At 72.6% G+C, this 26939-nt stretch carries 19 protein-coding genes and 2 pseudogenes; 7 read left to right on the forward strand and 14 right to left on the reverse strand.

Annotated elements, in window-relative coordinates:
* Positions 1–105 precede the first annotated feature (105 nt).
* A complete protein-coding gene (locus tag ACWEPL_RS51340; RefSeq protein WP_452440708.1) occupies positions 106–1137 on the forward strand; it encodes a LacI family DNA-binding transcriptional regulator in 1032 nt (343 codons plus the stop codon).
* Positions 1134–3125: a beta-galactosidase gene (locus ACWEPL_RS51345; protein ID WP_452440709.1), complete on the forward strand. Its 1992-nt coding sequence runs from the start codon at positions 1134–1136 to the stop codon at positions 3123–3125. The genes ACWEPL_RS51340 and ACWEPL_RS51345 overlap by 4 nt, the downstream gene beginning before the upstream one ends.
* A gap of 10 nt (positions 3126–3135) precedes the next feature.
* On the opposite strand, the pseudogene ACWEPL_RS51350 reads toward ACWEPL_RS51345, so the two are convergent.
* Positions 3136–4352, reverse strand: a pseudogene (locus ACWEPL_RS51350) (RNA-guided endonuclease InsQ/TnpB family protein).
* A gap of 149 nt (positions 4353–4501) precedes the next feature.
* On the opposite strand from ACWEPL_RS51350, the gene ACWEPL_RS51355 reads away from it, so the two are divergent.
* Positions 4502–5887: a GH1 family beta-glucosidase gene (locus tag ACWEPL_RS51355; RefSeq protein ID WP_452440710.1), complete on the forward strand. Its 1386-nt coding sequence runs from the start codon at positions 4502–4504 to the stop codon at positions 5885–5887.
* Here the strand turns inward: ACWEPL_RS51355 and ACWEPL_RS51360 are convergent.
* The 3 genes from ACWEPL_RS51360 to ACWEPL_RS51370 are packed head-to-tail and all read right to left on the reverse strand — an operon-like array spanning position 5884 to position 8479.
* Positions 5884–6714 (reverse strand): SAM-dependent methyltransferase, encoded by an 831-nt coding sequence (locus ACWEPL_RS51360; protein WP_452440712.1) that lies wholly within the window; start codon positions 6712–6714, stop codon positions 5884–5886. The genes ACWEPL_RS51355 and ACWEPL_RS51360 overlap by 4 nt on opposite strands.
* A gap of 55 nt (positions 6715–6769) precedes the next feature.
* Positions 6770–7795, reverse strand: coding sequence for a hypothetical protein (locus ACWEPL_RS51365; protein WP_452440714.1), 1026 nt, complete (start codon positions 7793–7795; stop codon positions 6770–6772).
* Between the two features lie 36 nt (positions 7796–7831).
* Positions 7832–8479: a nitroreductase family protein gene (locus ACWEPL_RS51370; RefSeq protein ID WP_363969917.1), complete on the reverse strand. Its 648-nt coding sequence runs from the start codon at positions 8477–8479 to the stop codon at positions 7832–7834.
* A gap of 62 nt (positions 8480–8541) precedes the next feature.
* Between ACWEPL_RS51370 and ACWEPL_RS51375 the strand changes: the two genes are divergently transcribed.
* Positions 8542–9948 carry an APC family permease gene (locus tag ACWEPL_RS51375; protein WP_452440715.1) on the forward strand — a complete coding sequence of 469 codons (1407 nt, stop codon included), beginning with the start codon at positions 8542–8544 and terminating at the stop codon, positions 9946–9948.
* A 36-nt stretch (positions 9949–9984) separates the two neighbouring features.
* On the opposite strand, the gene ACWEPL_RS51380 is transcribed toward ACWEPL_RS51375, so the two are convergent.
* Genes ACWEPL_RS51380 through ACWEPL_RS51395 form a run of 4 tightly spaced genes read right to left on the reverse strand, consistent with a single transcriptional unit; the run spans position 9985 to position 14031 of the window.
* Positions 9985–10980 carry a LacI family DNA-binding transcriptional regulator gene (locus ACWEPL_RS51380; RefSeq protein ID WP_452440717.1) on the reverse strand — a complete coding sequence of 332 codons (996 nt, stop codon included), beginning with the start codon at positions 10978–10980 and terminating at the stop codon, positions 9985–9987.
* The gene (locus ACWEPL_RS51385; protein ID WP_350735199.1) at positions 10977–11834 is read right to left on the reverse strand and encodes a carbohydrate ABC transporter permease; all 858 of its coding nucleotides are present in this window, start codon (positions 11832–11834) and stop codon (positions 10977–10979) included. Before ACWEPL_RS51385 ends, ACWEPL_RS51380 begins: the two co-directional genes overlap by 4 nt.
* Positions 11834–12718, reverse strand: coding sequence for a carbohydrate ABC transporter permease (locus tag ACWEPL_RS51390; protein WP_350735197.1), 885 nt, complete (start codon positions 12716–12718; stop codon positions 11834–11836). The genes ACWEPL_RS51385 and ACWEPL_RS51390 overlap by 1 nt, the downstream gene beginning before the upstream one ends.
* Entirely contained in the window at positions 12715–14031 is a 1317-nt protein-coding gene (locus ACWEPL_RS51395) for an ABC transporter substrate-binding protein (RefSeq protein ID WP_452440719.1), read from the reverse strand. Before ACWEPL_RS51395 ends, ACWEPL_RS51390 begins: the two co-directional genes overlap by 4 nt.
* A gap of 180 nt (positions 14032–14211) precedes the next feature.
* Between ACWEPL_RS51395 and ACWEPL_RS51400 the strand changes: the two genes are divergently transcribed.
* The 3 genes from ACWEPL_RS51400 to ACWEPL_RS51410 all read left to right on the forward strand — a co-directional run bounded on the left by ACWEPL_RS51400 (position 14212) and on the right by ACWEPL_RS51410 (position 18285).
* The gene (locus ACWEPL_RS51400) at positions 14212–16191 is read left to right on the forward strand and encodes a beta-galactosidase (protein WP_452440721.1); all 1980 of its coding nucleotides are present in this window, start codon (positions 14212–14214) and stop codon (positions 16189–16191) included.
* A gap of 10 nt (positions 16192–16201) precedes the next feature.
* Complete coding sequence (locus ACWEPL_RS51405; RefSeq protein WP_452440722.1) at positions 16202–17299, forward strand: glycoside hydrolase family 53 protein; 1098 nt, start codon at positions 16202–16204, stop codon at positions 17297–17299.
* Positions 17300–17451: 152 nt separating this feature from the next.
* Positions 17452–18285 carry an SAM-dependent methyltransferase gene (locus tag ACWEPL_RS51410; RefSeq protein WP_452440723.1) on the forward strand — a complete coding sequence of 278 codons (834 nt, stop codon included), beginning with the start codon at positions 17452–17454 and terminating at the stop codon, positions 18283–18285.
* A 4-nt stretch (positions 18286–18289) separates the two neighbouring features.
* Here the strand turns inward: ACWEPL_RS51410 and ACWEPL_RS51415 are convergent, their stop codons facing one another.
* From ACWEPL_RS51415 to ACWEPL_RS51440, 6 genes and pseudogenes are all read right to left on the reverse strand, one after another.
* Positions 18290–18664, reverse strand: a complete 375-nt coding sequence (locus ACWEPL_RS51415; RefSeq protein WP_452440725.1) for a YchJ family protein — start codon at positions 18662–18664, stop codon at positions 18290–18292.
* A 5-nt stretch (positions 18665–18669) separates the two neighbouring features.
* The gene (locus ACWEPL_RS51420) at positions 18670–19506 is read right to left on the reverse strand and encodes an NAD-dependent protein deacetylase (protein WP_452440726.1); all 837 of its coding nucleotides are present in this window, start codon (positions 19504–19506) and stop codon (positions 18670–18672) included.
* A gap of 68 nt (positions 19507–19574) precedes the next feature.
* The gene (locus ACWEPL_RS51425) at positions 19575–21335 is read right to left on the reverse strand and encodes an ABC transporter ATP-binding protein (RefSeq protein ID WP_452440727.1); all 1761 of its coding nucleotides are present in this window, start codon (positions 21333–21335) and stop codon (positions 19575–19577) included.
* The gene (locus tag ACWEPL_RS51430) at positions 21332–23077 is read right to left on the reverse strand and encodes an ABC transporter ATP-binding protein (RefSeq protein ID WP_452440729.1); all 1746 of its coding nucleotides are present in this window, start codon (positions 23075–23077) and stop codon (positions 21332–21334) included. Before ACWEPL_RS51430 ends, ACWEPL_RS51425 begins: the two co-directional genes overlap by 4 nt.
* 132 nt (positions 23078–23209) lie before the next feature.
* A complete protein-coding gene (locus tag ACWEPL_RS51435; RefSeq protein ID WP_452440730.1) occupies positions 23210–24685 on the reverse strand; it encodes a hypothetical protein in 1476 nt (491 codons plus the stop codon).
* Positions 24685–26939, reverse strand: a pseudogene (locus tag ACWEPL_RS51440) (hypothetical protein); the annotation flags it as partial. The gene ACWEPL_RS51435 and the pseudogene ACWEPL_RS51440, both read right to left, overlap by 1 nt.

The raw sequence follows: 26939 nt of genomic DNA on the forward strand, positions 1-26939 counted from the left end.
GCGCGGGCCCGTGATTTGGGACGACCGATTCCACCCCATTGACAGCCCCGCAAACCGCGTCCTACGTTGTGCGAAACGTTTCGACCCCAGCGGATCGGCAGTGGCATGTCTTCGATACGTGACGTGGCGGAGCGGGCGCGGGTCGCGGTGAGCACCGTGTCCGCCGCGCTCAACGGCACCCGCCCCGTGGCGGCGGACACCCGGCGGCGGATCGAGCAGGCGGCGGCCGAGCTGGGATACCGCCCGAGCCTGCTGGCCCGCGGCCTGCAGAGCAAGCGCACCCGCATCCTGGCCCTGCTGTACCCCACCCCGCGCAGCGGTTTCGGGCTGACCGAGATGCAGTTCGCCACCGGCGCCGCGGAGGCGGCCCGCGAGCTGGGCTACCACCTGCTGCTCTCCCCCGAGCACGCCGAGCCGGTCGAGGAGCTGCGCCACATCACGGGGCTGGGGCTGGTGGACGGCGTGCTGCTGATGGAGGTCGGGCTGGACGACGAGCGCACGGAGTTCCTCGTGGAGGCGGGCGTGCCGTTCAGCATGATCGGGCGGACCCGCGACCCGGGCTCGATCGACTACGCCGACATCGACTTCGCGGCCACGGCCACGGCCGCCGTGACGCACGTGGCCGGGCTCGGGCACCGCAAGCTGGCCTTCTTCAACCTCTCGGCCGACCGGTACGCGGCGCGGTACGGGCCCGCGATCCGGGCCGGGGCGGAGTTCGCCGAGGCCGCCCGCGCGGCCGGGATCGGCTACGTCGACGACTTCCGGCCCGGCTCGGCCGACGAGGGCGGGCAGGCGTTCGAGCGGCTGGTCGCCGCGCATCCCGACATGACGGCGCTGGCGGTGATGGACGACCACGCGGCGGTCGGGGTGATCGCGGCCGTGGCGGCGCGGGGCTGGCGGATCCCCGAGGACCTGACGCTGCTGCTGGTGCTGTCGTCGGCGCGGGTCGCCGAGATGTTCCACCCCAGGCTCACCACGCTGGAGCCGCCGAGCGCCGAGCTGGGCGGCCTCGGCGCCCGCATGCTCATCGACCGGCTGGAGGGCGACGGGCCGCCCGCGCAGCGGCTGCTGCCCTGCCGCCTCGTCGTCGGCGACAGCTCCGCACCACCCCGCGAAGGCGAAAGGACCGGATCGTGACGGGACGACTGGGCACGCACACGCTCACCGCCGGGCGCGGGCTGCTGTTCGGCGGCGACTACAACCCCGAGCAGTGGCCCGAGCACGTGTGGGCCGAGGACGCCGAGCTGATGCGGGCCGCCGGGGTCAACCTCGTCACGGTCGGCGTCTTCAGCTGGGCGCGCATCGAGCCGGAGCCGGGCAAGCGGGACTTCGCCTGGCTGGACCGGGTGCTCGACCTCATGGGCGAGGCCGGGATCGCGGTGGACCTGGCCACCCCCACCGCCTCGCCGCCCCCGTGGCTGGGGCACCGGTGGCCGCAGACCCTGCCGGTCGACGAGGCCGGGCACCGCCTCTGGTACGGCTCGCGCAACCAGTTCTGCCCGTCGTCCCCCGTCTACCGGGAGCGGGCGCTGGCGATCGTGAGCGACCTGGCCGACCGGTACGCGGGCCACCCGGCCCTGGCGCTGTGGCACGTGGGCAACGAGTACGGCCAGGTCTGCCACTGCGACGACTCCGCCGAGGCGTTCCGTGCCTGGCTGCGGGAGCGCTACGGCGACCTGGACGCGCTCAACGAGGCGTGGGGCACCACGTTCTGGAGCCAGCGCTACAGCGACTGGGCCGAGATCCTCACCCCGCGCCGCGCCCCCTACATCATCAACCCCTCCCAGCAGCTCGACTTCTGGCGTTTCGGCTCCGACGCGCTGCTCGCCCACTTCCGCGCCGAACGCGACCTCCTGCGCGCCAGGACCCCCGGCATCCCGGTCACCACCAACTTCATGGGCCTGTTCAAGCCGGTCGACTACTGGTCGTGGGCGGAGGAGGAGGACGTCGTCTCCAACGACCACTACCCCGACCCGTCGGACCCGCTCGCGCCCGCCCGCACGGCCCTCACCCACGACCTCATGCGCGGCCTGGCCAAGGGCAGGCCGTGGCTGCTGATGGAGCAGGCCGCCGGCGCGGTCAACTGGCGCCCGCACAACCCGCCCAAACCACCCGGCCGGCTCAGCCTGGAGTCGCTGCAGGCGCTCGCCCGTGGCGCGGACGGGCTGTGCTACTTCCAGTGGCGGGCCTCCCGGTTCGGCGCCGAGCGCTTCCACTCCGCGATGCTCCCGCACGCGGGACCGGACACCCGCCTGCACGCCGAGGTCCGCGCGCACGGCCGGGAGCTGCGCGAGCTGGCGTCCGTGGCGGGGCAGCCGGTGCCCGCGCGGGTGGCGATGGTGTTCGACTGGGCGAGCTGGTGGGCTCTGGAGGAGCGCGGCCGGCCGAGCGACCGCCTCACCGCGACCGACCAGCTCTTCGGCTACTACCTGCCGTTCTGGGAGCGCGGCGTGACCGTGGACCTGGTCCACCCCTCCGCCGCGCTCGACGATTACGCCCTCGTCGTGATCCCGAACCTGTTCCTGATCCGCGACGCCGACGCCGCGGCCCTGACCGCCTACGTGCGCGGCGGCGGGGTCCTGGTCGTCGGCCCGTTCTCCGGGATCGTGGACGAGCGGGCGCACGTGCGTACCGGACGGTTCCCCGCGCCGCTGCGCGAGGTGCTCGGCGCGTCCGGCGAGGAGTGGCGGCCCGTGGACGGGCCCGTGCGGTGCCGGTGGGTCACCGGGGCGGAGTTCACGGCGCACGCCTGGACCGAGCTGGTCGCCGCGGAGGGGGCAGAGGTGGTGGCCGAGTTCGACGGGGGCGGGCCTGCGCTGTTGCGGCACCGGGCCGGGCAGGGGGTCGCCTGGTACGTGGCGACGATGCCCGAGCCGGACGCGCTCGGCGAGCTGGCCGCGCGGGCGCTGGCCGACGCGGGCGTGCGGGGAGTCCTGCCGGAGCTGCCGCCCATGGTCGAGGCGGTACGCCGCGGCGAGGTGCTGTTCCTGCTCAACCACGGCTCGGAGGCGGCGCGTGTGCCGCTCCCCCACCCGGCCACCGACCGGCTGACCGGATCCGCCGTGGACGGCCAGATCATGCTGGCTCCCCAGGCCGTCGCGGCCCTCGTTCAAGGAGCGGATTGACCTCCTCCCCCTAGCAAACGAGGGGGATTCCAACCGTCGCCGGTTGGCCTTCCTGCTTCACTGCCGGTCGCCCGCCCGAGAGGACTCTCGTTGAGGTCTTACACCAGCTCCACAGGCGTTTCAGCTCTCCGCCAGCCCGGCGGCGAGCACATTCTTCGCACCGTTGACGTCCCGGTCGTGGACCGCGCCGCAGCCGCAAGTCCATTCCCGGACGTTCAACGGCATCGCTCCTTGCAGGGCCCCGCAGGCCGAGCACAGCTTGGAGGAGGGAAACCAGCGGTCCACCGCCACCAGCGTGCGCCCGTACCAGGCGGCCTTGTACTCCAGCATCATCCGCAGGTCGCGCCAGGCCGCATCCGAGATGGCGCGGGCCAGCGAGCGGTTCTTGACCATATTGCGGACCGTCAGGTCCTCCACGGCGATCACTTGATTCTCGCGAACAAGCCGTGTGGTGACCTTGTGCAGATGATCCCGGCGCCGGTCGGCGATCCGGGCGTACACCTTGCCCACGCGCAGCCGCGCCTTGGCCCGGTTGTTCGATCCCTTCTCCTTACGGGCGAGCGATCGCTGAGCACGGGCCGGCTTGCGCCGGTCGGCACGCTCGTGACGCGGGTTGACGATCTTCTCGCCGGTCGAGAGCGTGGCCAGCGCCGTGATGCCCGCGTCCACGCCCACCGACGCCTCGACCGGCGGCAGCGGCGAGATCTTCTCCTCGACCAGGATGGACACGAACCACCGCCCGGCCGCGTCCCTCGACACCGTGACCGTGGACGGCTCGACCCCCTCGGGCAGCGGACGCGACCACACGATGTCCAGCGGCGCGTCCATCTTCGCCAGAAAGAGTCGGCCATCCCGCCAGCGGAACGCCGAGCGGGTGTACTCCGCACTCGCGCGCGCCTTCTTCTTGCTCTTGAAGGTCGGATACCTCGCCCGGCGCACGAAGAAGTTCGCGAACGCGGCTTGGAGGTGGCGCAGTGCCTGCTGCAACGGCACCGACGACACCTCGCCCAGGAACGCCAGCTCGGGTGTCTTCTTCCACGCCGTCAGCGCGGCGGAGGACTCCACGTAGGAGACCCGTTTGCCTTCCAGGATGTAGGCCCGGGTCCGCTCTTCCAGCGCCTTGTTGTAGACCAGGCGCACGCACCCGAACGTCCGGGCAAGCTCCGAAGCCTGCTCGGAGGTCGGGTAGAAGCGGTACCTGTAGGCCCGCTTCACGAGCTGCGCCACGCCTCACAATTTACAGGAAGATCAGTTAAATACTGCTCGATTGCAGTAGACGGCGGCCCGCCCGGCGGCGAATCGCCTTTCCTGCCTCGCTACGCGGGTGTGCCTTTTCTCTCTGGCTTGAAAGCCCGAGCATCCATAAAGGAGTTCGAATGACCATCTTCCCCGAGACGTTCGTGTGGGGCACCGCCACCGCCGCCTACCAGGTCGAGGGCGCCTGGAACGAGGACGGCCGCGGCCCGTCGATCTGGGACACCTTCTCCCACACCCCGGGACTGGTGACGGGCGGCGACACCGGTGACGTGGCCTGCGACCACTACCACCGGCTGGAGGAGGATCTGGACATCCTCGTCGGCCTGGGCGTGGGCGCGTACCGGTTCTCGATCTCCTGGCCGCGCGTGCAGCCGGGCGGCCGGGCCAACCAGCCGGGCCTGGACTTCTACTCGCGGCTGGTGGACGGGCTGCTCACCCGCGGCATCGCCCCCGTCGCCACCCTCTACCACTGGGACCTGCCGCAGGAGCTGGAGGACGCGGGCGGCTGGCCGAACCGCGACACCGCCCACCGCTTCGCCGAGTACGCCGACCTCATGGGCCGCACGCTCGGCGACCGCGTCCGCACCTGGATCACCCTGAACGAGCCGTGGTGCTCGGCCTACCTCGGCTACGCCTCCGGCGTGCACGCCCCCGCCAGGACCGAGCCCGCCGCGGCCCTGGCCGCCGTCCACCACCTCAACCTCGGCCACGGCCTGGCCGTCCAGGCGCTGCGCGCGGTCGTCGACCCGGCCGCCCAGATGTCGGTCACGCTCAACCTGCACCACGTGCGCGGCGTGTCCGACCAGGACGCCGACGCCGTACGCCGCGCGGACGCGCTGGCCAACCGGGCCTTCCTCGGCCCCATGCTGGAGGGCGCCTACCCGCGCGACCTCATCGCCGACACCGCCTCGGTGACCGACTGGTCGTTCGTGCGCGACGGCGACGAGGCCACCGCATGTCAGCCGCTGGACGTGCTCGGGGTCAACTACTACAACCCGACGCTGGTCCGCCAGTGGGACGGATCCTCCGAGCGGGCGACCGCCGACGGGCACCAGGACGGGGCCGCGTCGCCGTGGATCGCCTGCGACGACGTCGAGTTCGTCCCCCAGCCTGGCCCGTACACCGAGATGGGCTGGAACATCGACGAGACCGGCCTGACCGAGCTGCTGCTGCGGCTGCACCGCGACTACCCGTCCATGCCCACGATGATCACCGAGAACGGCGCGGCCTTCGCCGACGTCGTCGACCCCGACGGCCGGATCCGGGACGAGCGGCGCGTCGACTACCTGCACCGTCACCTGTCCGCCGTGGCCGAGGCGATCTCGGCGGGGGCCGACGTACGCGGATACTTCGTGTGGTCGCTGATGGACAACTTCGAGTGGGCGCACGGGTACGCCAAGCGGTTCGGGATCGTGCGGGTGGACCCGGACACGCTCGAGCGCACCTGGAAGGACAGCGCCCACTGGTACCGCGACGTGGTCGCCACCGGCAAGCTGCCCGCCTAGGGCTTGCGGGCGACGCCTCCGACGAAGGTGTGGTACGTGATGCCCGGCGTGGCGCGGTCGTCGGAGCCCGGGCGCCACTCGGGCAGCGGCACCAGGCCGGGCTCCAGCAGTTCGAGACCGTCGAAGTAGGCGAGGATCTCCTCGCGGGTGCGCCACCGGCCGGTGCCGAGGTGGTCGTTGAAGATCCGCTCCGCCTCGTACGCCTGCTTCGACACCTCGGGGTGCTCCTCGCCCGGGTTGTGGAAGTGCGAGATCACCACGTGGCTGCCCGGGGCGAGCGGCCCGATGAGCGCGGCCGCGACGCCGGCCGGGTCCTCGTCGTCGCCCAGGTGGTGCAGGATCCCGAACATCAGCAGCCCGACCGGCTCGCTGAAGTCGATCAGCGAGCGCGTCTTCCGGTCGTCGAGGATCTTCCCCGGCTCGCGGGCGTCGGCCTCGACGATCGTGGTGCTGGCGTCCACGGCGAGCAGGGCGCGGCCGTGGACGAGCACGATCGGGTCGTGGTCCACGTAGACGACCCGTGACTGCGGCGCCACCGCCTGGGCGATCTCGTGGACGTTGCCCTGCGTCGGCAGGCCGGAGCCGATGTCCAGGAACTGGCGGATGCCCGCCTCGGCCGCCAGGAAGTGGACCGTGCGCCGCAGGAACTCCCGGTTGGCCATGGCCGCCTCGGGCGCGTCGGGCGCGACCTTGAGAGCGGCCGCCGCCACCTGGCGGTCGATCTCGTAATTGTCCTTGCCGCCGAGCATGTAGTCATAGACACGGGAGACACTGGGCTTGCTGGTGTCGATCCCGCGAGGCGCGCGCTCCTGCTCGCTCTCGGGCACTGTCGGCTCCTTGGTGGGATGGGTGGAGCCATGATCCTAATTGGCAACCCCCGATTTATGCCGATATTTCGTGACGCAACAGGCGGGCGGCTTCGGCCATCGCCCGCATCTTGCCCTCGGCCGACTCGCGCGGCAGATATTTCATCCCGCAGTCGGTCGCGATGACGATCCGATCGGGCGGCACGTGGCCGAACGCCCTGCGCACCCGCCCGGCCACCACCTCGACCGGCTCGACCTCCGGCGTGGACAGGTCGATCACCCCGAGGATGACCGTCTTGTCCTTGAGGTCGGACAGCACGCCGAGGTCCAGCCCCGACTGCGCGGTCTCGATCGACACCTGCCGCACCGGGCATCCGGCCAGCTCGGGCAGGAACGAGTACGCCTCTGGCCGCTCGTGGATGATGGCGGCGTACCCGAAGCAGATGTGCACCGCCGTCGTGCCGGTGACGCCGTCGAGCGCGGCGTTGAGCGCGGCCAGCCCGAAGGCGCGCGCGGCTTCGGGCCTGGCCTGCATGTACGGCTCGTCGATCTGCACGATGTCGGCCCCGGCGGCGAACAGGTCGCGGATCTCGGCGTTGACCGCCGCCGCGTAGTCCATCGCGGCGGCCTCGGCGTCCGGGTAGTGGTCGTTCTGCGCCTGCTGGCTCATGGTGAACGGTCCCGGCACCGTCATCTTGACCGGGCGATCGGTGCGCGCGCGCAGGAACCGCAGGTCGCCCACCTGGACGGGGGCCGGGCGGCGGATCGGGCCGACGATGCGCGGGACCGGGTTCGGGTGGCCGCTGCGGTCGAGCGCCGTGCCCGGGTTGTCGAGGTCGACGCCCTCCAGGGCGGTGGCGAAGTGGTTGGAGTAGCTCTCGCGGCGCATCTCGCCGTCGGTGAGGATGTCGAGCCCGGCGCGTTCCTGGGCCCTGATCGCCAGCTCGGTGGCGTCGTCCTGGGCCTGGGCCAGGTGCTCGGGCGGGATCCGCCACAGCTCCCTGGCCCGTACCCGCGGCGGGAACCGCCCGGCGAGCCTGGCCCGGTCGATCAGCCACTCCGGCTGCGGGTAGCTCCCGACCAGCGACGTCGGCAGGATCACGAGTGCCTCCTTCTCCCGGATCCTCCTACTGTGCGCCTACCAGCGATCGACGTGAAGCACTTCGTCGAGCGGCTGCCGCTTCGCCGGGGCGAACGTCTCGCCGAGGAAGTAGGCCGTCGGGATGAGCACGCCCTGGCGGACGTCGCCGGGGATGCCGAGCAGCTCGGCGATCTCGCTCTCGTACGCCAGATGCAGCGTCGTCCACGCCGTGCCCAGCCCGCGGGCGCGGGCTGCCAGCATGTAGCTCCACGCGGCGGGCAGCAGCGACCCCCACAGCCCGGCCTGGTTCCCCTGGGGCAGCCCGTCGCCCGACACCGTGATGCACCCGATCACCAGCACGGGCACGTCCCCCATGTGCTCGGCCAGGTACAGCGAGCTGTCGCCCACCCGCCGCTGCTGCGCCGCCCGGACCGGGTCGTCCTGGAACAGCGCCCGCGCGGAGGAGCCGGACTCGAAGTACGCCTGGTGCGAGCGCTCGTAGTAGCCGCCGATCGCCTTGCGCAGCTCGGGATCGGTCACGACCATCCAGTGCCACCCCTGCCGGTTGCCGCCGCTGGGCGCCTGGAGCGCGACCTCGAGGCACTCGCGCACGAGCTCCAGGGGGACGGGCCGGGTGAGGTCGAGACGCTTGCGCACGCTGCGCGTGGTGGTGAGCAGCTCGTCCGGGCTCAGTTCGATCGTCATACGGCCATCATGCCCCCCGCGATCACGGTTTCCCCGCGGCTCCCAGCGAGAAGGACTAACGCATGTCCCAAACCAGACCCCCCAGTCCGGCCGAGCAGACCAGCGGCGCCGACGAGCCGAGTCTGAAGCAGGTGATGGGCCCCGGCCTGTTGCTGCTGTTCATCGTCGGCGACATTCTCGGCACCGGGATCTACGCGCTGACCGGCGAGATCGCCGGCGAGGTGGGTGGCGCCGCCTGGCTGCCGTTCGCCATCGCCTTCGCCGTCGCGTTGATCACCGCGTGCTCGTACCTGGAGCTGGTGACGAAATACCCGCAGGCCGCGGGAGCCGCGCTGTACGTGCACAAGGCCTTCGGCAAGCACCTCCTGACCTTCCTGGTGTGCTTCGCGGTGATGTGCTCCGGCATCACCTCTGCCTCGGCGGCGTCCCGGGCCTTCGCCGCCAACCTCGCCACCGGCTTCGGCCTGGACGTCGGCAACGGCGTCATCCTGCTGATCGCGCTGGCGTTCATGCTCCTGGTCCTGGCCGTCAACCTCCGCGGCGTCGGCGAGAGCGTCAAGATCAACGTACTGCTCACCGCGGTCGAGCTCTCGGGTCTGCTGATCGTCATCCTGGTCAGCCTGTACTTCATCCTCGGCGGGAACGCCGACTTCTCCCGCGTCGTCACCTTCGAGACCGCCTCAGACAAGAGCGTGTTCCTGGCGGTCAGCACGGCCACGTCGCTGGCCTTCTTCGCCATGGTCGGGTTCGAGGACTCGGTCAACATGGCGGAGGAGACCAAGAATCCGGCCCGGATCTTCCCTCGCATGATGTTCACCGGGCTCGGGATCACCGGGTTGATCTACGTGCTCGTGTCCATCTGCGCCGTCGCCGTGGTCCCCGTCGGACAGCTCTCCGAGAGCGAGACCCCGCTCGCGACGGTGGTGCAGACCGCGGCCCCCGGCTTCCCGATCTCCGATCTGCTGCCGTTCATCTCGATGTTCGCCGTGGCCAACTCCGCGTTGATCAACATGCTGATGGCCAGCCGGCTGCTCTACGGCATGGGCAAGCAGGGCGTGCTGCCGCCCTTCCTGGCCAAGGTGCACCCGGGGCGGCGCACACCGCAGGCGGCGATCGTGTTCACCACCGTGATCGCCCTCGGGCTGATCACGTTCGTCTCGCTGAGTCCTGACAGCCCGGTCGTGTCGTTGCTGGGCGGGACGACCTCGCTGCTCCTGCTGGCGGTCTTCGCGCTGGTCAACGTGTCCGTTCTCGTCCTGCGCAGGGAACGGGCGGCGACCGGGCACTTCAGCGCGGGGCGCGTCCTGCCCGTGGTGGGCGCGATCACGTGCGTGTACCTGGTCCTGCCGTGGTCCTCCGGACGTCCCTCCGGCCAGTACGAGATCGCGGGCGTGCTGCTCGCGCTCGGCCTGGTCCTCTGGGTGCTCACCTGGTACGCCCGCAGGAAGGCGAACGCGAACGCCGGCTGACCGGGCTGCCCGGCACGCGCCCGGCGGCTCACCGGATCAGGCCGACTCGCGGATCACCAGCTCCGTGGGCAGTATCACCGGATCCACGTGCTCGGCGCCGTCGATGAGCGCGAGCAGCAGGCGTACGGTCTCCTGCGCCACCTCCGCCAGCGGCTGGCGGATCGTGGTCAGCGGCGGGTGCGTCGAGAGGGCCACCGACGAGTCGTCGAAGCCGCCCACCGCCACGTCGTCCGGCACCCGGCGGCCCGCCGCGCGCAGGGCGGCCAGGGCGCCGGCGGCCATCAGGTCGGAGGCCACGAAGACGGCGTCGACGTCGGGCGTGCGGGCCAGCAGCTCGGTCATCGCGCGCTCGCCGCTGGCCTGCGTCCAGTCCCCGTGCGCGATCAGCTTCTTCGTCGCCTTGCGGCCCAGCACGTCGGCGAAGCCCTCCAGGCGCTGGATGCCGCCGGGGGTGTCCATCGGGCCGGTGATCATGGCGATGCGCCTGCGGCCCTGGTTCACGAAGTATTCGGTCATCTGGCGGCCGCCCAGGCGCTCGTCGGCGGCGGCGTACGGGATGACGCCCTCGCTGCCGATGACGGCGCCGCAGGAGACCGCGGGCGGACCCGAACGCAGCGCGTCGATGAACGGGTCGCCGGCGTGCGTCGACATCAGCAGCACCCCGTCGGCGTGGCCGCCCCGGACGTAGCGGACCACCCGCTCGCGGTCGCCCTCGTCGCCGGCCAGCATCATCACCAGCGACAGGTCCCGCTCGGCCAGCATCCTGATGGCGACCCGGATGGTCGTGCTGTAGTTGGGGTCCTCGAACAGCTTCTCGTGCGGCTCCGACAGCACCATCACGATCGATCCGGTGCGCTGGGTGACGAGGCTGCGGGCGGCCCGGTTGACCACGTAGCCGGTCTCCGAGATGGCCCGCTCGATGGCCACGCGTGCCGCCGGGCTGACGTACTTGTCGCCGTTGAGCAGCCGGGACACCGTGCCGCGGGACACTCCCGCGGCGGCGGCGACGTCATGGATCGTAGGGCGCTTCATTTCACGGCTCCGGAGGACAGGTCGGTCTTCCAGTATCGCTGCATCGTGAGGAAGAGCGCGATCAAGGGGACCAGCGACAGGAAGGCCCCGGTGAGGATCAGGTTGTAGAGCGAGGGCTGGTTCGCCCCCGACTCCAGCAGCGTGAACAGGCCCACCGTGAGCGGGAACTTGCCGTCGTCGCCGAGCATGATGAACGGCAGCAGGAAGTTGTTCCAGATGGCCACGAACTGGAACAGGAAGATCGTCACCATGCCCGGCACCATCAGCGGCAGGGCCACCCGGTACATCAGCCGCCACTCGGTGGCCCCGTCGATCCGTCCCGCCTCCAGCAGCGAGTCGGGGATGGCCGCCGTGGCGTAGATGCGGGCCAGATAGATGCTGTACGGGTGCAGGATCTGTGGCAGCAGGACGGCCCAGTAGGTGTCGGCCAGCCCGACCTTGGAGAACAGCAGGTACTGCGGGATCGCCAGCACCACGGCCGGCACGAGGATGCCGCCGATGAGCAGGTTGAAGATGAGGTCGCGGCCGGGGAAGCGGAACTTCGCCAGCGCGTACCCCGAGATCGCCGAGACCGCGGTCGACAGCAGCGCGCCGCCGCCCGCGTACAGCAGCGTGTTGGCCGCCCACAGCCAGAACACCCCGTCCCGGTAGGCGAACAGCTCGGTCACGTTGTCGGCGAACCCGGTGCCGAAGGCCAGCGTCGAGGTGGTGAACAGTTCGCCCGGCGACTTGGTCGCCGCGATCAGCACCCAGAGCACCGGGAACAGGCAGTAGATCGCGCCGAGCAGGAGCAGCCCGGTCGGGGCCACCCCCCACGGCGTGCGCGCGACCGTCGCGCGGTGTGTCGTGGCCATCAGCCCTCCCCGAAGGCGCGGTTGCGGACCACGCGCAGGAACCCGAACGACATGACGAGCGAGATCGCCGCGATGACGATCGAGGTGGCGGCGGCCGAGTACAGGTCGCCGGTGACGAAGGCGTCGCGGTAGACCTTCATGAGCGGGCTCCACGTGGAGCTGATCGTGTTGGTCAGCGGCCGCAGCGCGGTGGGCTCGGTGAACACCTGGATGGTCGCGATGATCGAGAAGACGGTGGTCAGGATGATCGCCGGGGTGAGGATCGGGATCTTCACCCGCAGGGCGATCTGGAGCTCGGACGCGCCGTCCAGCCGCGCGGCCTCGTACAGGTCGCGCGGGATCGCCCGGAGCGTGGTGTAGAGCACGAGCATGTTGAAGCCGGTCCCGCCCCACACCGCCACGTTCGCCATGGAGAACGTGACGGTGCTCGCGCCGAGGAAGTCGATGTCCAGGACGTCCCTGATGGGGCTGAGCGAGGGCAGGTAGAGGAAGCCCCACAGCAGCGTGGCGGCCACGCCCGGCACCGCGTACGGCAGGAAGATCGCGATCCGCGAGAACCGGGCCAGCCGCACCCGCGCCGAGTCCAGCAGCAGCGCGAACAGCAGGGCCAGCCCCAGCATCACGACCAGCACCAGCGCGCCGTAGCCGAGCACGCGCAGCCAGCCGTGCCACAGCTCGGGGTCGGACAGGGCGGCGGAGAAGTTGTCGAAGCCGACGAAGATCTCCTTCCGCGCGCCCCTGCCCAGCCCGAGCCCGGACACCTTGGTACGGCGCGTCGCCAGCCAGACGGTGTACCCGATGGGGACCGCGAGGAAGAGCGTGAACAGCACGATCGCGGGGGTCAGGAACAGGTACGGCCACGCCCCCCTCCCGGACTTCTTCATGAGGCGATCTGGAATCCGGACTTGCGCATGTCGGCGACGGTCGCGTCCTGCATGCCCTGGACCGCGTCGGAGAACGATGACTTGTTCTGCACGGCCTTGTCGAAGTTGTCCTTGAAGGCGTTGTACGTCACGCCGACGTTCGGGCCGAAGGTGAAGCCGCGGGCGACGGCGGAGACGGCGGCGGCCTGCTGCCAGAAGTCGGGCTGGTTGGAGAAGTAGTCGGGCGCCTGGCCGAGCGACGACTGGGCCTTGGTGGCGGCCGGGTAGATGGCGGCCTCCTTGACCAGCAGGTCCAGGGCTGCGGGGTCGGTGTTCATCCAGGTGGCGAACTGGGCGGCGGCGTCCCTGTTCGGCGTCTTGGCGGACACGGCCGTGGACGAACCGCCCCAGAAGCCGCTGAAGCTCTCGCCCGCGTTCCACTGCGGCAGCGGCGCGGCGGCCCACTTGCCCTTGGCCTTGGGCGCGTTGCTCGCCAGCACGCCCGGGGCCCAGACCGCCGACGGCCAGGTGAGCAGCTTGCCGTCGTTGAGCGCCTTGTTCCACTCGGGGGTGAAGAACGGCATGTCGTCGATGACGCCCTCCTTGACCAGGCCGCCCCAGTAGTCGGCGACCTTCTTGGTGGGCTCGTCGGCGATGCCGACCTTCCAGGACTCGCCGCTGATCGACCACCACTGGGCCCCGGCCTGCTGGGCCAGGCCCGTGAACGCTCCCGGATCCTTGCTGGAGAACGTGCCCAGGTACGCCTTCGGGTCCTTCCCGTGCACGGTGCGCGCGGCGTCGGCGTACTCCTGCCAGGTCTTGGGGACCGCGATGCCGTACTTGTCGAACAGGTCCTTGCGGTAGAAGAGCATCATCGGGCCGCTGTCCTGCGGGATCCCGTACACGCCCTCCGTGCCGAGCGTGACCAGGCCCCACAGGCCCTCGGCGAACTCGCCCTTGATCGAGGCCGTCTCGGCCTTGATGTCGGCCACCGCGTCGGCGGCGACGAACGAGGGAAGGTGCTGGTACTCGGCCTGCACCAGGTCCGGCGGGTTGCCGGCCTTGGCCGCGGTGAGGAACTTGGCGGCCGCGTCGTCACCGCCCGCCTGCTTGCTGACCGTGACCTGGATGTCCGGGTGCGACTGGTTCCAGACGGCGGCGATCTTGTCCATGTTGGGGGCCCAGGTCCAGTACGTCAGCTTGACCGGTCCCTTGGCGGCGGCCGTGGGGCTCTGCGCCGCCTCGGTGCTTCGGGCGGGTTCGCTGGACCCGCAGCTCGCGAGAGCAGCCGTGAGCACGACGGCCAGGGCGGCTCCGAGGCGGTTGGCGCGCATGCGTACCTCCAGAAAGTTCTGTGAACGTGCACAGAGTGAAACAGGCGCGAAACGTCAGTCAAGGGGTCGTTATGCTCTCGTTAATCAGCCATTATCGGGATAAGTCAGGGCGACTGTTCCCGGGGAGACCGGGTGGGCGCTACTGTGCACGTTCACAGAAGAGCTTCTCTAGGGGGATGGATGTACCCGGAGCGTCCTGCCGGCATCGCCTTTGGCGGCGACTACAACCCGGAGCAGTGGCCACGCGAGATCCTGGAGGAGGACGTGGCCCTGATGCGCGAGGCCGGGGTCAACCTGGTCAGCCTGGGCCTGTTCTCGTGGGCGCTGATGGAGCCCGCGGAGGGGCGCTACGAGTTCGGCTGGCTGGACGAGATCGTCGACCGGCTGCACGAGGCGGGGGTCGCCGTCGACCTGGCCACGCCGACCGCCGCCCCGCCCGCCTGGTTCATCCGGAAATATCCGGACGTGCTGCCGGTGACCAGGGAGGGGACGCGGATCGGGTTCGGCGGCAGGCAGAGCGCCTGCTCCAGCGCCCCGGCCTTCCGCGAGGCGACCGCGCGGCTGGTGCGCGCGCTGGCCGAGCACTACCGCGGGCATCCGGCCGTGGTCATGTGGCACGTGCACAACGAGTACGGGGCGCCGCTCGGCGAGTGCTATTGCGAGCACAGCGTGGCGGCCTGGCGCGGCTGGCTGAAAGCCACCTACCGGGATGTTTCCGCATTGAACGAGGCCTGGGGCGCCACGTTCTGGGGCCAGACGTACACCGACTGGGCGGAGATCGACGCCCCCCGGTTCAACCACACGGTCGTCAACCCGGCCCAGCGCCTCGACTACGCCCGCTTCAGCGACGGCCAGCACCGCGAGCACTACGCGCTCCAGCGCGACATCCTGCACGAGCTCACCCCCGGCATCCCCGTGACCACGAACTTCGCCGGCACCGTGAACTGCAAGTCCACCGACCTGTGGCAGTGGGCCCGCGAGCTGGACGTGGTCGCCAACGACCACTACCTGCGGGCCGAGCGGCCGGACAACCACATCGACCTGGCCATGTCCGCCGACCTGGCCCGCTCGGTGGCGGGCGGCGCGCCGTGGATGCTCATGGAGCACTCGGCGGGGGCGGTCAACTGGCAGCCGCGCAACATCGCCAAGCGCCCCGGCGAGATGCGCCGCAACAGCCTGGCGCACGTGGCCCGCGGCTCGGACAGCGTGCTGTTCTTCCAGTTCAGGGCCTCGCGGTTCGGGGCCGAGAAGTTCCACTCGGGCATGGTGCCGCACGCGGGGACCGGCTCCGAGCAGTGGCGCGAGGTGGTCCGGCTGGGCGCCGACCTACGTGGGCTGGCCGAGCTGCGGGGCAGCCGGGTGCGGGCCGAGGTGGCGGTGGTCTGGGACTGGGAGTCGTACTGGGCGCTGGAGCTGGACTGGCGGCCGTCGGTGGACCTGACGTTCAGGGAGCGGATGGACGCCTTCTACGAGGCGCTGTGGCGGGAGCACGTCACGGTGGACTTCGTCCACCCTTCCGCCGATATTTCGGGATATCGGGTGGTGGTGGCGCCGAGCTCGTACCTGCTGACCGAGGCGTCCGCCAAGAACCTCCACCGGTACGTGGAGGCGGGCGGCAACCTCCTCGTCTCCTACTTCTCCGGCATCGTCGACGAGCACGACACCATCCACCCGGGTGCCCACCCCGGCGCGCTGCGCGAGCTCCTGGGCCTGTCGATCGAGGAGTTCCACCCGCTGCGCGAGCACGAGACGGTGACGCTGGCGGGCGGCGGCACGGCCCGGATCTGGTCCGAGCGGATCCACCCGGCGGGCGCGGTCGCCGTACGCGACTTCGCCACCGGACCCGACGCGGGACACCCCGCCGTCACCCGCCACGACCTGGGCGCGGGCTCCGCCTGGTACCTCGCCACCGCACCCGTCACCGGCTTGCGCGAGCTCCTCGGCCAGGTGCTCGACCACGCGGACGTGTCCCGGCCGCGCGGCCTCCCCGACACCCTCGAACTCGTCCGCCGGGGCGGCCACGTCTTCCTGATCAACCACGGCGACGAGCCCGTGACGGTCGAGGGGGTGACCGGGACCAGCATGTTCGACGGAGTACGGCACGAAGGATCGGTCACCGTCGCGCCCGGCGCGGTCACGGTCGTCGCCACCACCCCCTAGGGAGACCTCGATGAAACGCATCCTGACCACGCTCCTGTTAGTGCTCGCGTCCCTGACCGTCGCGCACCCGGCCCAGGCGGGGGTGCTGCGGATCAGGGGCGCGGACGTCTCCAGCCTCGCCAAGTCGGAGGCGTACGGCGGCGTCTACCGCGACGCCCGCGGCCGCGAGGGCGACGCGCTGCGCATCCTGTCGGACGCCGGGCTCAACTACATCCGGCTCAAGGTCTGGGTGAACCCGGCCGACGGCTACAACACCAAGGCGCGGATCCTCCCGGTCGCCAAGCGGGCCAAGGCGCGGGGCATGAAGCTGCTGGTCGACTTCCACTACTCCGACACCTGGGCGGACCCGGGCAAGCAGTTCAAGCCCGCCGCGTGGGAGTCGCTCACGCTGGACCAGCTCGTGCAGGCCGTGTACGACCACACGTACGACGTGCTCGCCGCCCTGCGCCGCCAGGGCACGACGGCGGACATGGTGCAGGTCGGCAACGAGATCAACGGCGGCCTGCTCTGGCCGGACGGCTCCAACGCCGACTGGCCGAGCACCGCCCGCCTGCTGAACGCCGGGTACGACGCGGTCAAGCGGGTCTCGCGCGCGACCAAGGTCGTGCTGCACCTGGCGAACGGGGGCGACAACGGGCTGTACCGGTGGTGGTTCGACAACGCCGCCGCCCACGGCATCCGGTACGACGTGATCGGGCTGTCGTACTACCCGTACTGGCACGGGACCCTGGAGACGTTCCAGGCCAACATCAACGACGTGGCCACCCGTTACGGGCGGCCGGTGGTCGTGGTGGAGACGGCGTACCCGTTCACGGCGGAGGACGACGACGGCTGGCCGAACATCATCGTCTCGTCGGAGCCGTACCCCGGCTACCCGGCGACCCCGCAGGGCCAGGCCGCGATGCTGGCCAAGGTCGCCGACATCGTCCGGCAGGTCCCGGACGGGCTGGGCCTCGGCCTGTTCACCTGGGAGGCGACCTGGACCGGCGTCAAGGGCAACGGCTGGGACCCGGCGGACCCGTCGTCGGGCAACGGCTGGGAGAACCAGGCCCTGTTCGACTACGCCGACCGCGCCCTGCCCGCCATGCGCGTCCTCGGCCGCGCCTGACTTCCCGCACGCACCCGTCCCCGGAGCTGCCGAGCCGGGCCTGACACGGAATCCTGACCGACATTTACCGAAATTGCGGAAATCTGGCTTACCGCGACACTATGATCGCTTTACGCCACCTCCGCACCACGGTGCGTACCCGAAGGAGCCCCATGGTCGACCGCCGGCCGGAGCGCGCGCCGCGCGGAATCGACACCTCCAGGCCCAACGTCTCCCGTGTCTACGACTTCATGCTCGGCGGCAAGGACAACTACGAGGCCGACCGCGAGATGGCGCTGCGGACGCTGGAGATCGTCCCGGACGCGCCGGAGGCGGCGCGGGCGAACCGGGAGTTCCTCGGGCGGGTGGTCAGGTTCTTGGCGGCACAGGCCGGGCTGCGCCAGTTCCTGGACCTCGGCTCCGGGCTGCCCACGCGGGACAACGTCCACCAGATCGCCCAGTCGGCCGCCCCCGGCAGCCGGGTCGTCTACGTCGACCACGACCCGATCGTGCTCGTCCACGGCCGCGCGCTGCTGGCCGTGAACGACGACACCACGGTCGTCGAGGCCGATGTCAGGGACCCGGACGCGGTCCTCGACGACCCGGAGACCAGGCGCCTCATCGACTTCGGCGAGCCGGTGGGGCTGCTGATGTTCGGCATTCTGCATCACCTGGCCGACCACGAGGACCCGGCCGGGATCGCCGCCCGCCTGATGGCCCGCCTCCCGGCCGGCAGCCACCTGGCCGTCTCCCACTTCTACGACCCGGGCACGGAGCACCCCGAGGCGTCCGCCCAGGCGTACGCCGCCGAGAAGCTGTTCAACGAGACCCTGGGCACCGGCCGGTGGCGCACCCGTGAGGAGATCCTCGCCTGCTTCGACGGCCTGGAGCTGCTGGAGCCCGGGCTCGTGCCGCTGCCGGAATGGCGGCCGGCCTCCGGCGACCTCGCCTGGCCCGGCCTGTCCCGCCACACCCTGGCCGGCGCCGTCGCGCGCAAGCCCCGATGAGGGATTACAGCGCGCCCGCGTACACCCAGCGGCCCTCGAAACGGACGAACCTGCTGTTCTCCTCCATCTCCCCCGGATTGCCGCGTTCGACGTAGTGGGCGCGGAAGCGCACCGTGCCCTCGGTGTGGACGACGCTGCCGCCGGTCGTCTCCAGCACCTCCAGCCGCACCCACCGCGTCTTCCTGTCCAGGTCGAGCCGGGCCGGGCGGGCGGACGGATGCCAGGTGCGCAGCAGGTAGGCGGCGTCGCCCACGCCGAACGCGCTGTATCTGGACCGCATGAGCTGCTCGGCGGTGGCGGCCGCCGCCTCGCCCCGATGGAGCCTGCCGCAGCAGTCCTGGTAGGAGGCGGGCAGGCCGCACGCGCATGTACGAGGCATGACCCCTATTGTGCCGGGACCGGCAGCCGGGTCGTGAGCTCGGTCAGCGTGGGGCCGAGCGGGGCGTCCAGGGTGAGCGAGGCGTCGGCGTCGCCGCCGGTCTCCCCCTGGTTGACGATGGCGATGGGGATGCCGAGCGAGGCGGCCTTGGTGACGAACCGCAGCCCCGACCTGACCGTCAACGACGACCCCAGCACCAGCAGCAGGCTCGCGCCCGCCACCAGGGCGAAGCACTCGTCCACGCGGGGCCGGGGAACGTTCTCGCCGAAGAACACCACGTCGGGCTTGAGCACCCCGCCGCACGCCACGCAGCCGACCACCTCGAACCCGGTGACCTGCGCGTCGGTGAGCACGGCGTCGCCGTCGGGGTTGATCCGGGCGGCGGCGGCCTCCCAGGCGGGGTTGGCGGCCCGCAGCCGCCGCTCCAGCTCGGCGCGGGGCGTGCGCTCGCGGCACGACAGGCACACCACCCGGTCCAGCCCGCCGTGCAGCTCGATCACCCGCCGCGCCCCGGCGGCCTGGTGCAGGCCGTCGACGTTCTGGGTGACGATGCCGGCGAGCAGCCCGCGCCGTTCCAGCTCGGCCACCGCCTGATGGCCGGCGTTGGGCCGGGCCTGGCCGATCTCCCGCCAGCCGACGTGGCTGCGCGCCCAGTATCGCTGCCGCGCCTGCGCGCTGCCGACGAAGCGCTGGTACGTCATCGGCTCCGCGCGCCGGGCCCGGCCGGTCGGCCCCCGGTAGTCGGGGATGCCGGACTCGGTCGACAGGCCCGCTCCGCTGAGCACCGCCACGCCTCCGCCCGCGACCAGCTCGGCCAGTCGTGTCACTGTCACACCCTCCATGGTGCCCGATCTCCGCTCCCGCCCGTCCCCCGGCCCTGAGGACGGGCGGGCGGCGGAGATCGGGCCGCTCAGTCGCCCGTGCGTTCCTCGGCCTCGGCGATCCGCTCGGCGCTCCACAGCCGCCGCATCTCCGGGCAGCTCTCCAGCAGCTCGCCGAGCCGCCCGCGCCCCGCGACCCGGCCGCGGTCGAGCACCACGATCTGGTCGGCGCGCTCGAGCGCGGCCTGCCGGTGGGAGACGACCAGCAGGGTGCCGTGGCCGGCGATCCGCTCCCACAGGAGCCGCTCGGTCTCGACGTCGAGCGCGGACGACAGGTCGTCCACGACCAGCAGGTCCGGGTCGCGGACGAGGGCACGGGCCGCGGTGGCCCGCTGCACCTGCCCGCCGGACAGCCGCACCCCGCGCGGCCCCACCACCGTGTCGAGCCCGTCGGGCATCGCGGCCAGGTCCGGCTCGAACGCGGCCAGCTCCAGCGCCCGCCCGATCTCGGCGTCGGTCGCGGGCCGGCCGAGGAGCAGGTTCTCGCGCAGGGTCTCGGAGAACAGCCTCGGCACCTGGCTCGCGTACGCCGCCCGGCCGGGGACGAGGAACGTGCCCGGGTCGCCGACGGGCACGCCGTTCCACGAGATCGTGCCCTCGTCCAGCGGCAGGAGGCCGAGCAGGGCGCGTACCAGGGTGGTCTTGCCCGAGCCGACCGCGCCCGTCACGACCGTGAACGAGCCGCGCTCGACGCGCAGGTCGATCCCCCGCACCCCGCCCGCGCTCAGCCCGCGAACCTCCAGCACCCGGAGCGGGCCCGGGTGCTGGGGCACGGCCGCGACGGCCGGCGGGTCGCGGCGCAGCCAGACGTCGGCGCCGCGCGACAGGTCGCCGGCGCTCTCGTGCGGCGCCATCAGCCGGGTGAGCCGGTCGGTGGCGACCGCGGCCTGCGGCAGGCGGTAGAGGACGGTACCGATCGACCGGGGCAGAGCCGTGAGCCAGCCGACGTAGCTGGTGAACAGCGCGAGGTCGCCCACCGTGAACTCGCCGCCGCGCATCGCGGGGGCGGCCAGGAGCAGGACAAGCCCGATGCTGAGCTCGACGGTCGCGCCGGTCGTGGCGTCCAGCAGGTCGGTGGCCAGGCGGTCCTTGACGGCGGCCGCGCGCCGCCGCCGGTTGTGCTCGCGCAGCCGCTCCAGCGCCGCCTCCTCGGCTCCCGCGGTCTTGATCGCGAGCACGCCGCCGAAGATCTCGCCCACGTACGCCGTGACGGCCGCCCCGAGCGTCCTGGCCCGCTGGTGCAGCCGCCCGATGGTCTGCCGCATGAGCCTGCTCAGCACGCCGATCGCGACCATCGGCAGCACCAGCGCCACGGTGATGACGGGATCGACGGACGCCATGATCCCCAGCGCGGCGACGGCGAAGAGCGTCGTCCCGGCCAGGCTGACGCTCTCGTCGGTGAAGTCGACCGCGTCGGCAACATCGTCCCGCAGGCGGGCGACGGACTCGCCGGGCGAGTGCGGCAGCCGCGCCGAGGCTTGGCCGCGGGCGGTCAGGACGGAGCGCAGGGTGTTGGCGCGCAGCAGGGTGGCCGCCGCGGCCCACCAGTAGACCCCGTACGTCCACGCGATCACGATCATCAGGCCCCGGGTGACCTCCACGCCCACGAACGCCGCGCACAACCACAGCGCCCAGCCCAGGTCGCCGCCGAGCCCGTCGAAGATCCGCTGCAGGACGAGCCCGCTCGCCAGCGGGATCACGTGGACGGGCAGCCAGAGCAGCGCGCCGACGAGGTATCGGCAGAAGTCGAACGTGGCCAGCCTGGTGGCCACCAGCATGACCGGCTTCACCGGCTCACCCCCGCCAGGTCGAGCAGGCGCCCGAACCTGCTGCCGGGGTCGGCGGCGAGGTCGGCGCGGCGGCCGTACTCGACGATCTTGCCGTGGTCGAGCACGGCGATCTTGTCCACGCGCGACAGCGAGGACAGGCGGTGCGCGATGATCACGCCGGTCCGGCCGTCGAGCAGGCGGTCGATGCTCCGCTCGATGCGGCGTTCGGTGGCGGGGTCGAGCCTGCTGGACGCCTCGTCGAGCACGACGAGCCCGGGGTCGGCCAGGAACGCGCGGGCGAACGCGATGAGCTGCGCCTCCCCCGCCGACACCTCGCGCAGCTCGGTGTCGAGCCCGCCGGGCAGTCCGGCCAGCCAGTCGCCCAGCCCGACGCCGTGGAGGACCTCCCGCAGCCGCGCGTCCCCAGGGGAGGGCCGGAAGAGCGTCAGGTTGTCGCGCAGGCTCGCCGCGAAGAGCTGCACGTCCTGCGTGACCACGCCGATCCGCGTTCGCAGGGACGCCTGGTCGGCCTCGCGCAGGTCCAGCCCGCCGACCCGTACCGCGCCCTCGGTCGGGTCGTACAGGCGCAGCGCCAGGCGGGCGAGCGTGGTCTTGCCGCTGCCGGTGCGTCCCACCAGGCCGAGCGTCTCGCCGGGGGCCAGCGTGAGGGTGACGCCCGACAGCACCTGCTCGTCGTCGCCGGGGTAGGCGAAGCCGACGCCGGCCAGGCGCAGGCCGAGCGGGCCGGTCGCGGGCAGGGGCCGGGTGCCCTCGGGCAGCGTGCGCCGCTCGGCCAGCAGGTCCGCGATGCGGGCCAGGCCGGCCAGCGCCGCCTGGTACTGCCTGATCTGGTCGATGAGCCGCTCGAACGGCGTCCGTACCATCAGCGTGTACTGGAAGATCAGCACGGCGGTGCCGACAGTGAGCGTCCCCGACCGCAGCGCCCAGGCGGCGAGCCCGAGCATGATCGCGGTGCCCGCGGCGAACGCCACCGACGTGCCCGCCAGCAGCGTGGTCCCGATGCGCGCGTCCCTGACCTCGGCGCGGTAGAGGGCGGCGCTGACCTGGTGGAAGCGGCGTACGGTGTGCTCGCCGGCGCCGTTGGCCCGCAGGTCCTCGGCTCCGGCCAGCCGCTCCTCCAGCATGCCGAACAGCCGCGCGCTCGCCGCGCGTGACCGGGCGGCCGCCGGAACGGCCAGCCGCTGGGCGCGGGCCATGCCCCACCCGATGAGCAGGCAGTAGACCAGCAGCGCGCAGCCGAGGCGCCAGTCGACGCCGAACACGATGACGACCACCCCGGCCAGGAGCAGCACGCTGGCCACGACGTCCATGAGGAACGCGACGACGAAGTCGGCCACGGCCACGACGTCGCCGTCCACGCGTTCGATCATCTCGCCGGGCGTGTACCGGCCGTGGAAGCCCAGGTCCAGGCCGAGCGCGTGCCCGGCGAGGCGCTCGCGCAGGCGGTTGGTGCCGTCCCAGGCCAGACGGCCGGCCAGCCACGCGGTGACGAGCCGGGCGGCCTGGCCGGCGACGGCCAGCGCCAGGTAGCCGACGGCGATCAGGGTCAGCTGTCTGATGCTCGCGCCGCCGATCGCGTCGTCCACGAAGCGGCGGGTGATCTGCGGAGCCGCCAGCGGGAGCGCGGTGGCGGCGGCTGTGGCCGCGACGAGCGCGGCGCTCCGGCGGGGTCCTGGGCGCAGCAGGCGCAGGACGGAGGTGCTATGCGGTGGAATCCGTTGGTCGAATGATCTCGATGACAAACGTCATGCCCTTTGGATAGGAGGTCTCATTGCTCTGGCGGGACATGAACGTTGTCCTCATCGCCGACCTCCTTGATCCGATGGACTCGCTCCCGGGAGTACAGCAGCCCCGCGCGGGCCGGGGCAACCGGTTTACCCGCTCCCCCTCAGCACCCCGGCCCGCGCCAGCCCGTCGGTCAGCCGCGCGCGGGCGGGGCCCGGGAGGCAGTCGAGGGCGTGCGGGTCGTCGGCGGCCAGCCGGGAGACGGGCACGACCTGGTACGGGTTGAGCCGGAACGACCGCCCCGACCGCAGGCTCACCGCGAACGTCCCGGGCCCGCACCCGTCGGGCCCGGCGCCCCCGGCCACCACCTGCACGCACGGGTCCCACCCGGGAACGGGCTCCGCGCCGGCCACGGAACAGGCGGCCAGGCGCCCGGGCGGCAGCCCGGGAAGCCGCTCCAGCCACTCCTTGATCATGCGGGTGACCTCGTAGGCCCGCATCGTGTCGGGCGCGTCGAACTCCACCCACCTGACCAGGTCGTCCCCGGCCCTCGGCGGGAAGCGCACGCTCTGCCCGGCCCACTCCGAGCGGATCGCCATGCGGTACGGCCGCAGCCCGGCCAGCCGGACCCCGCCGGCGCCCGCCGCCAGCAGCTCGACGGACTCCCCCGCGGCGCCCGCGGCCACTCCGGGCGCGCCCAGCACCAGCTCGCACGCCACCGCCACGCCCGGCGGGATCGCGGCCAGCAGCCGCCGCAGGTTGACGGTCCACCCGTTCAGGCCGGTCACGGCGGCCAGGAAGTCGATCCGCGTCACGGCGATCGTCAGGCCGCGGCAGCGGGCCAGGACGTCCCTGGGGAAGGCGGCCACCCGCTCCGCGTCAAGCCATCCGGCCCACGGCCCGCCCGCAGGCGGACGGCACGCCCCGGTCACCCAGCGCACCTGCTTCCCCGGCCGGGTGTCCGAGGCGTCCCGCGACCGTGCCCCCTCGACGGGCCCGGCGTCAGTGTCCTTCCCTTTGCCCGCGCGCCACAAGGGGCGGATCACCCGTTCGGGCGACCACGCCGAGAACTCGACCCCGGCCAGCTCCGGCACGCGCCGCAGCGCCGTGCCGTGCTCGGCCACGAGCCGCCCGCACAGCGTCACCCGCCCCGCTCCCAGCGCTCCCACCAGCGCGAACGCCGCGGGAAGCTGCCGGGCGCCGTCCAGCACGACGTGCGCCCGCCGCCCGCCGGCGACGTCCGCGGCCAGCTCGACCTCGGGCCGGAACACCTCGCACCGCCCGGCCGCGCCGAGCACGTCCCTGCTGCTCTGCATGCTCCCCTCGGCCAGCTCCAGGTCGTCGATGCTGAGCCGGACCGCGGGGTCGGCCGCCAGCCGCAGCGCGGTGCCCACCGCTCTGAGGCGGGCGTCGTCGAACGCCTGCCGTTCCAGGACGGCCGCCGCCGCCCGCTCGAGCAGCGCCGCGAGCGGCCCGCCGTCGAGCCGTTCGGCGGCGGCCCGCAGCCGGGACGGGTCGGCGAGGCGTTCCACGACGTGTTCATTGAGGTCGAGCACCTCGGCTCCGGGGGGCGGCACGACCTCGGTGGTGAAGTCGGTGAGCGGCGGGACGACGAGCAGCTCCATCAGCGACACTCCCCCTGCCACGGGTACGGATGCGCCGCCCGCGCGCCCGGGGCCACCGGGTCGGCCACCCGCGAGCACGAGTCCGCGCGCACGTCCGCCGGTCCCGGATAGCGGGCGACCGCCCGCGAACGCGTCGCCGGGGGGCAGGTGTCGGACGCCTCCGATTTCGGCCAGGACGCCGGGGAGCAGGTGTCGGTCGCCTCCGGCTTCGGCCGGGGTACCGAGGGCCAGGTGTCAGCCGCCTCCGGCTTCGGCCGGGACGCCGGGCTGCCGCCGGCCGGGCGCAGGTAGACGCAGCGGAGCTCAGCGGCGAACCGGAGCCCGCCGTCGCGCAGCCAGCACTCCTCCGGCCCCGGCAGGGTCTCCGTCAGCGTGAGCCGCTCGGCCGTGGCCGCCAGCCGGCCCAGCCCCTCGACGAGCGCGGGCGAGCGGGTGTCCACGTGGATCGGCCGGCGTTCGCGGGGGGACGCGGCGAAGAACGTCACGGGCAGGTCGTGCGTCTCCCGCAGCCGCGCCATCGCGACCAGCAGCTCGCGATCCCCGACCGCCTGCCCGAGCGCCTCGAACGACGCCCGCCCCACGCGCCACGCGCGCCGCGAGATGACCACGTTGTCCCAGGTCAGCCGGGGCACCCGGGAGAGGTGCCGCAGGTCCGGCCGGCGAACCCTGGGCAGGGCGAGCGCCGTGTGCAGCGCCGTGTCGTCGTGCTCGCCGTTGTGCAGCAGCAGCGGCCCGTCCACCCCCTTGGCCCGCAGGACGGCCCGGTGCCCGTCGCTGTGCACGTACAGCTCGTCGAGCCCGATCCGGCGCCGCCCGCCGTCGGCCGTCACGCCGCCCAGCTCCAGCACCGGCCCGGGGAACTCCAGCGGCGGCCGGCCGGTGGCGCGGCGCGAGATGACGTTGAGCGCGGTGTGGCCGCCGAGCGCCCGCACGATCGCCGCGTCCCGCTCGGCGACGAGCGCGGCGCCGTCGGGGTGGAACTGCAGGGCCCACGGCGTCAGCAGCGCGACATCGTGGAGGTCGCCGAGGACCAGCGGGGTCAGCCCCGGCTCGTACGCCTCCAGCGACGGCGCGGCCACCATGACGTCGGCCGAGCAGAGCACGGGCGCGGCCGGCGGCTCGGGGTCGTCCAGCAGGCCCGCGAGGTCGACGGTGGCGGTGCCGGGCGGGGCGGCGCGCACGATCGCGGCGATCCGCTCGGCGAGGCGGTCGCCGTGGCGGATCTCCAGGCCGCCGGCCGCCCCCAGCACCTCGGCCAGCCCGAACGTGCCCGCGCCGAGCCGGCCGGCGAGCAGCCGGTTGGTGCGCTGCCTGGTCAGCTCGGCGTCGGCGGCGAGCAGGTCGAGCACCTGGGGCACGCGGCCTTCCAGGTCGGCCGCCAGCCCTTCGCCGACGGTCACCCGGAGCGTGCCGGCCGCGGCCTCGTGCACGACCACGCGGTCGTCCCCGGGCCGGTCGCCGGGCCGGTCGTCGTGCGCGCGCCCGCTGCCGGCCAGCGTCTCGACCCGCCGCTGGAGGGCCAGCTTCACGTCGGGAGAGGCGGCGGGATACTGGGCGAGCAGCTCGGTGATCTCCCGCACGCGCCGCCCCACCGACAGGTCACCACCCGGGCGGAGGGCGTCCGGACGGGGAGCGTCCGAGCGCGGGACGTCCCGGCGGGAGGCGTCCGGGCGGGAGGCGTCTGGGCGGGAGGCGTCTGGGCGGGAGGCGTCTGGGCGGGAGGCGTCCGGGCGGGAGGCGTCCGGGCGGGGGGTTTCGGCGGGGAGGCGTTCGCGTAGCCAGGACAGCGGGTCGGCGACCGTGGCCGGCGGGCAGAGGTCGTGGGTGAGCAGCCCGCGGCGCACCGCCACCGCCAGGGCCGCGGCGGCCTGCTCCAGCTCCGTCCCCGACTCGGCGGCGATCTCGGCCAGCGTCCGGCTCCCGTCGCACAGCGCGACGAACGGCGCCGCGTCGGGCACTGCGTCCGGCACGGCACCCGTCCAGGTCCGGCGGCGCGGCACCAGCCCCGCCACGAGCGCGGGATCGGCCAGGACGCGCCGCTGGAGCGACTCGCCCACCCAGTCGGCTGGGTACGCGACCCGCCGCGGCCGCTCCCGGTGGCCCGACCAGGTGTGGCCGCCGGCCGCCGCGGGCTCGACGCGGCCGTGGCCGAGCGGCCCGAAGCAGCACGTGGCGCAGAGCCCCTGCAGGACCGAGCCGACCAGGCGCCGCAGCCGGCCGCCCTTGGCGACGCCGCGCCGCAGGTCGCGGTAGA

It is taken from the genome of Nonomuraea sp. NPDC004186 (genome assembly GCF_053603495.1).

What these genes read in the sequence shown, in the direction of transcription:
- ACWEPL_RS51380 (WP_452440717.1), bottom strand. Translation starts at nt 10,980, where the DNA reads ATGAAGCGCCCTACGATCCATGACGTCGCCGCCGCCGCGGGAGTGTCC.
- ACWEPL_RS51415 (WP_452440725.1), bottom strand. Translation starts at nt 18,664, where the DNA reads ATGCCTCGTACATGCGCGTGCGGCCTGCCCGCCTCCTACCAGGACTGC.
- ACWEPL_RS51385 (WP_350735199.1), bottom strand. Translation starts at nt 11,834, where the DNA reads ATGGCCACGACACACCGCGCGACGGTCGCGCGCACGCCGTGGGGGGTG.
- ACWEPL_RS51375 (WP_452440715.1), top strand. Translation starts at nt 8,542, where the DNA reads ATGTCCCAAACCAGACCCCCCAGTCCGGCCGAGCAGACCAGCGGCGCC.
- ACWEPL_RS51355 (WP_452440710.1), top strand. Translation starts at nt 4,502, where the DNA reads ATGACCATCTTCCCCGAGACGTTCGTGTGGGGCACCGCCACCGCCGCC.
- ACWEPL_RS51395 (WP_452440719.1), bottom strand. Translation starts at nt 14,031, where the DNA reads ATGCGCGCCAACCGCCTCGGAGCCGCCCTGGCCGTCGTGCTCACGGCT.
- ACWEPL_RS51405 (WP_452440722.1), top strand. Translation starts at nt 16,202, where the DNA reads ATGAAACGCATCCTGACCACGCTCCTGTTAGTGCTCGCGTCCCTGACC.
- ACWEPL_RS51390 (WP_350735197.1), bottom strand. Translation starts at nt 12,718, where the DNA reads ATGAAGAAGTCCGGGAGGGGGGCGTGGCCGTACCTGTTCCTGACCCCC.
- ACWEPL_RS51435 (WP_452440730.1), bottom strand. Translation starts at nt 24,685, where the DNA reads ATGGAGCTGCTCGTCGTCCCGCCGCTCACCGACTTCACCACCGAGGTC.
- ACWEPL_RS51400 (WP_452440721.1), top strand. Translation starts at nt 14,212, where the DNA reads ATGTACCCGGAGCGTCCTGCCGGCATCGCCTTTGGCGGCGACTACAAC.
- ACWEPL_RS51420 (WP_452440726.1), bottom strand. Translation starts at nt 19,506, where the DNA reads ATGGAGGGTGTGACAGTGACACGACTGGCCGAGCTGGTCGCGGGCGGA.
- ACWEPL_RS51370 (WP_363969917.1), bottom strand. Translation starts at nt 8,479, where the DNA reads ATGACGATCGAACTGAGCCCGGACGAGCTGCTCACCACCACGCGCAGC.
- ACWEPL_RS51410 (WP_452440723.1), top strand. Translation starts at nt 17,452, where the DNA reads ATGGTCGACCGCCGGCCGGAGCGCGCGCCGCGCGGAATCGACACCTCC.
- ACWEPL_RS51340 (WP_452440708.1), top strand. Translation starts at nt 106, where the DNA reads ATGTCTTCGATACGTGACGTGGCGGAGCGGGCGCGGGTCGCGGTGAGC.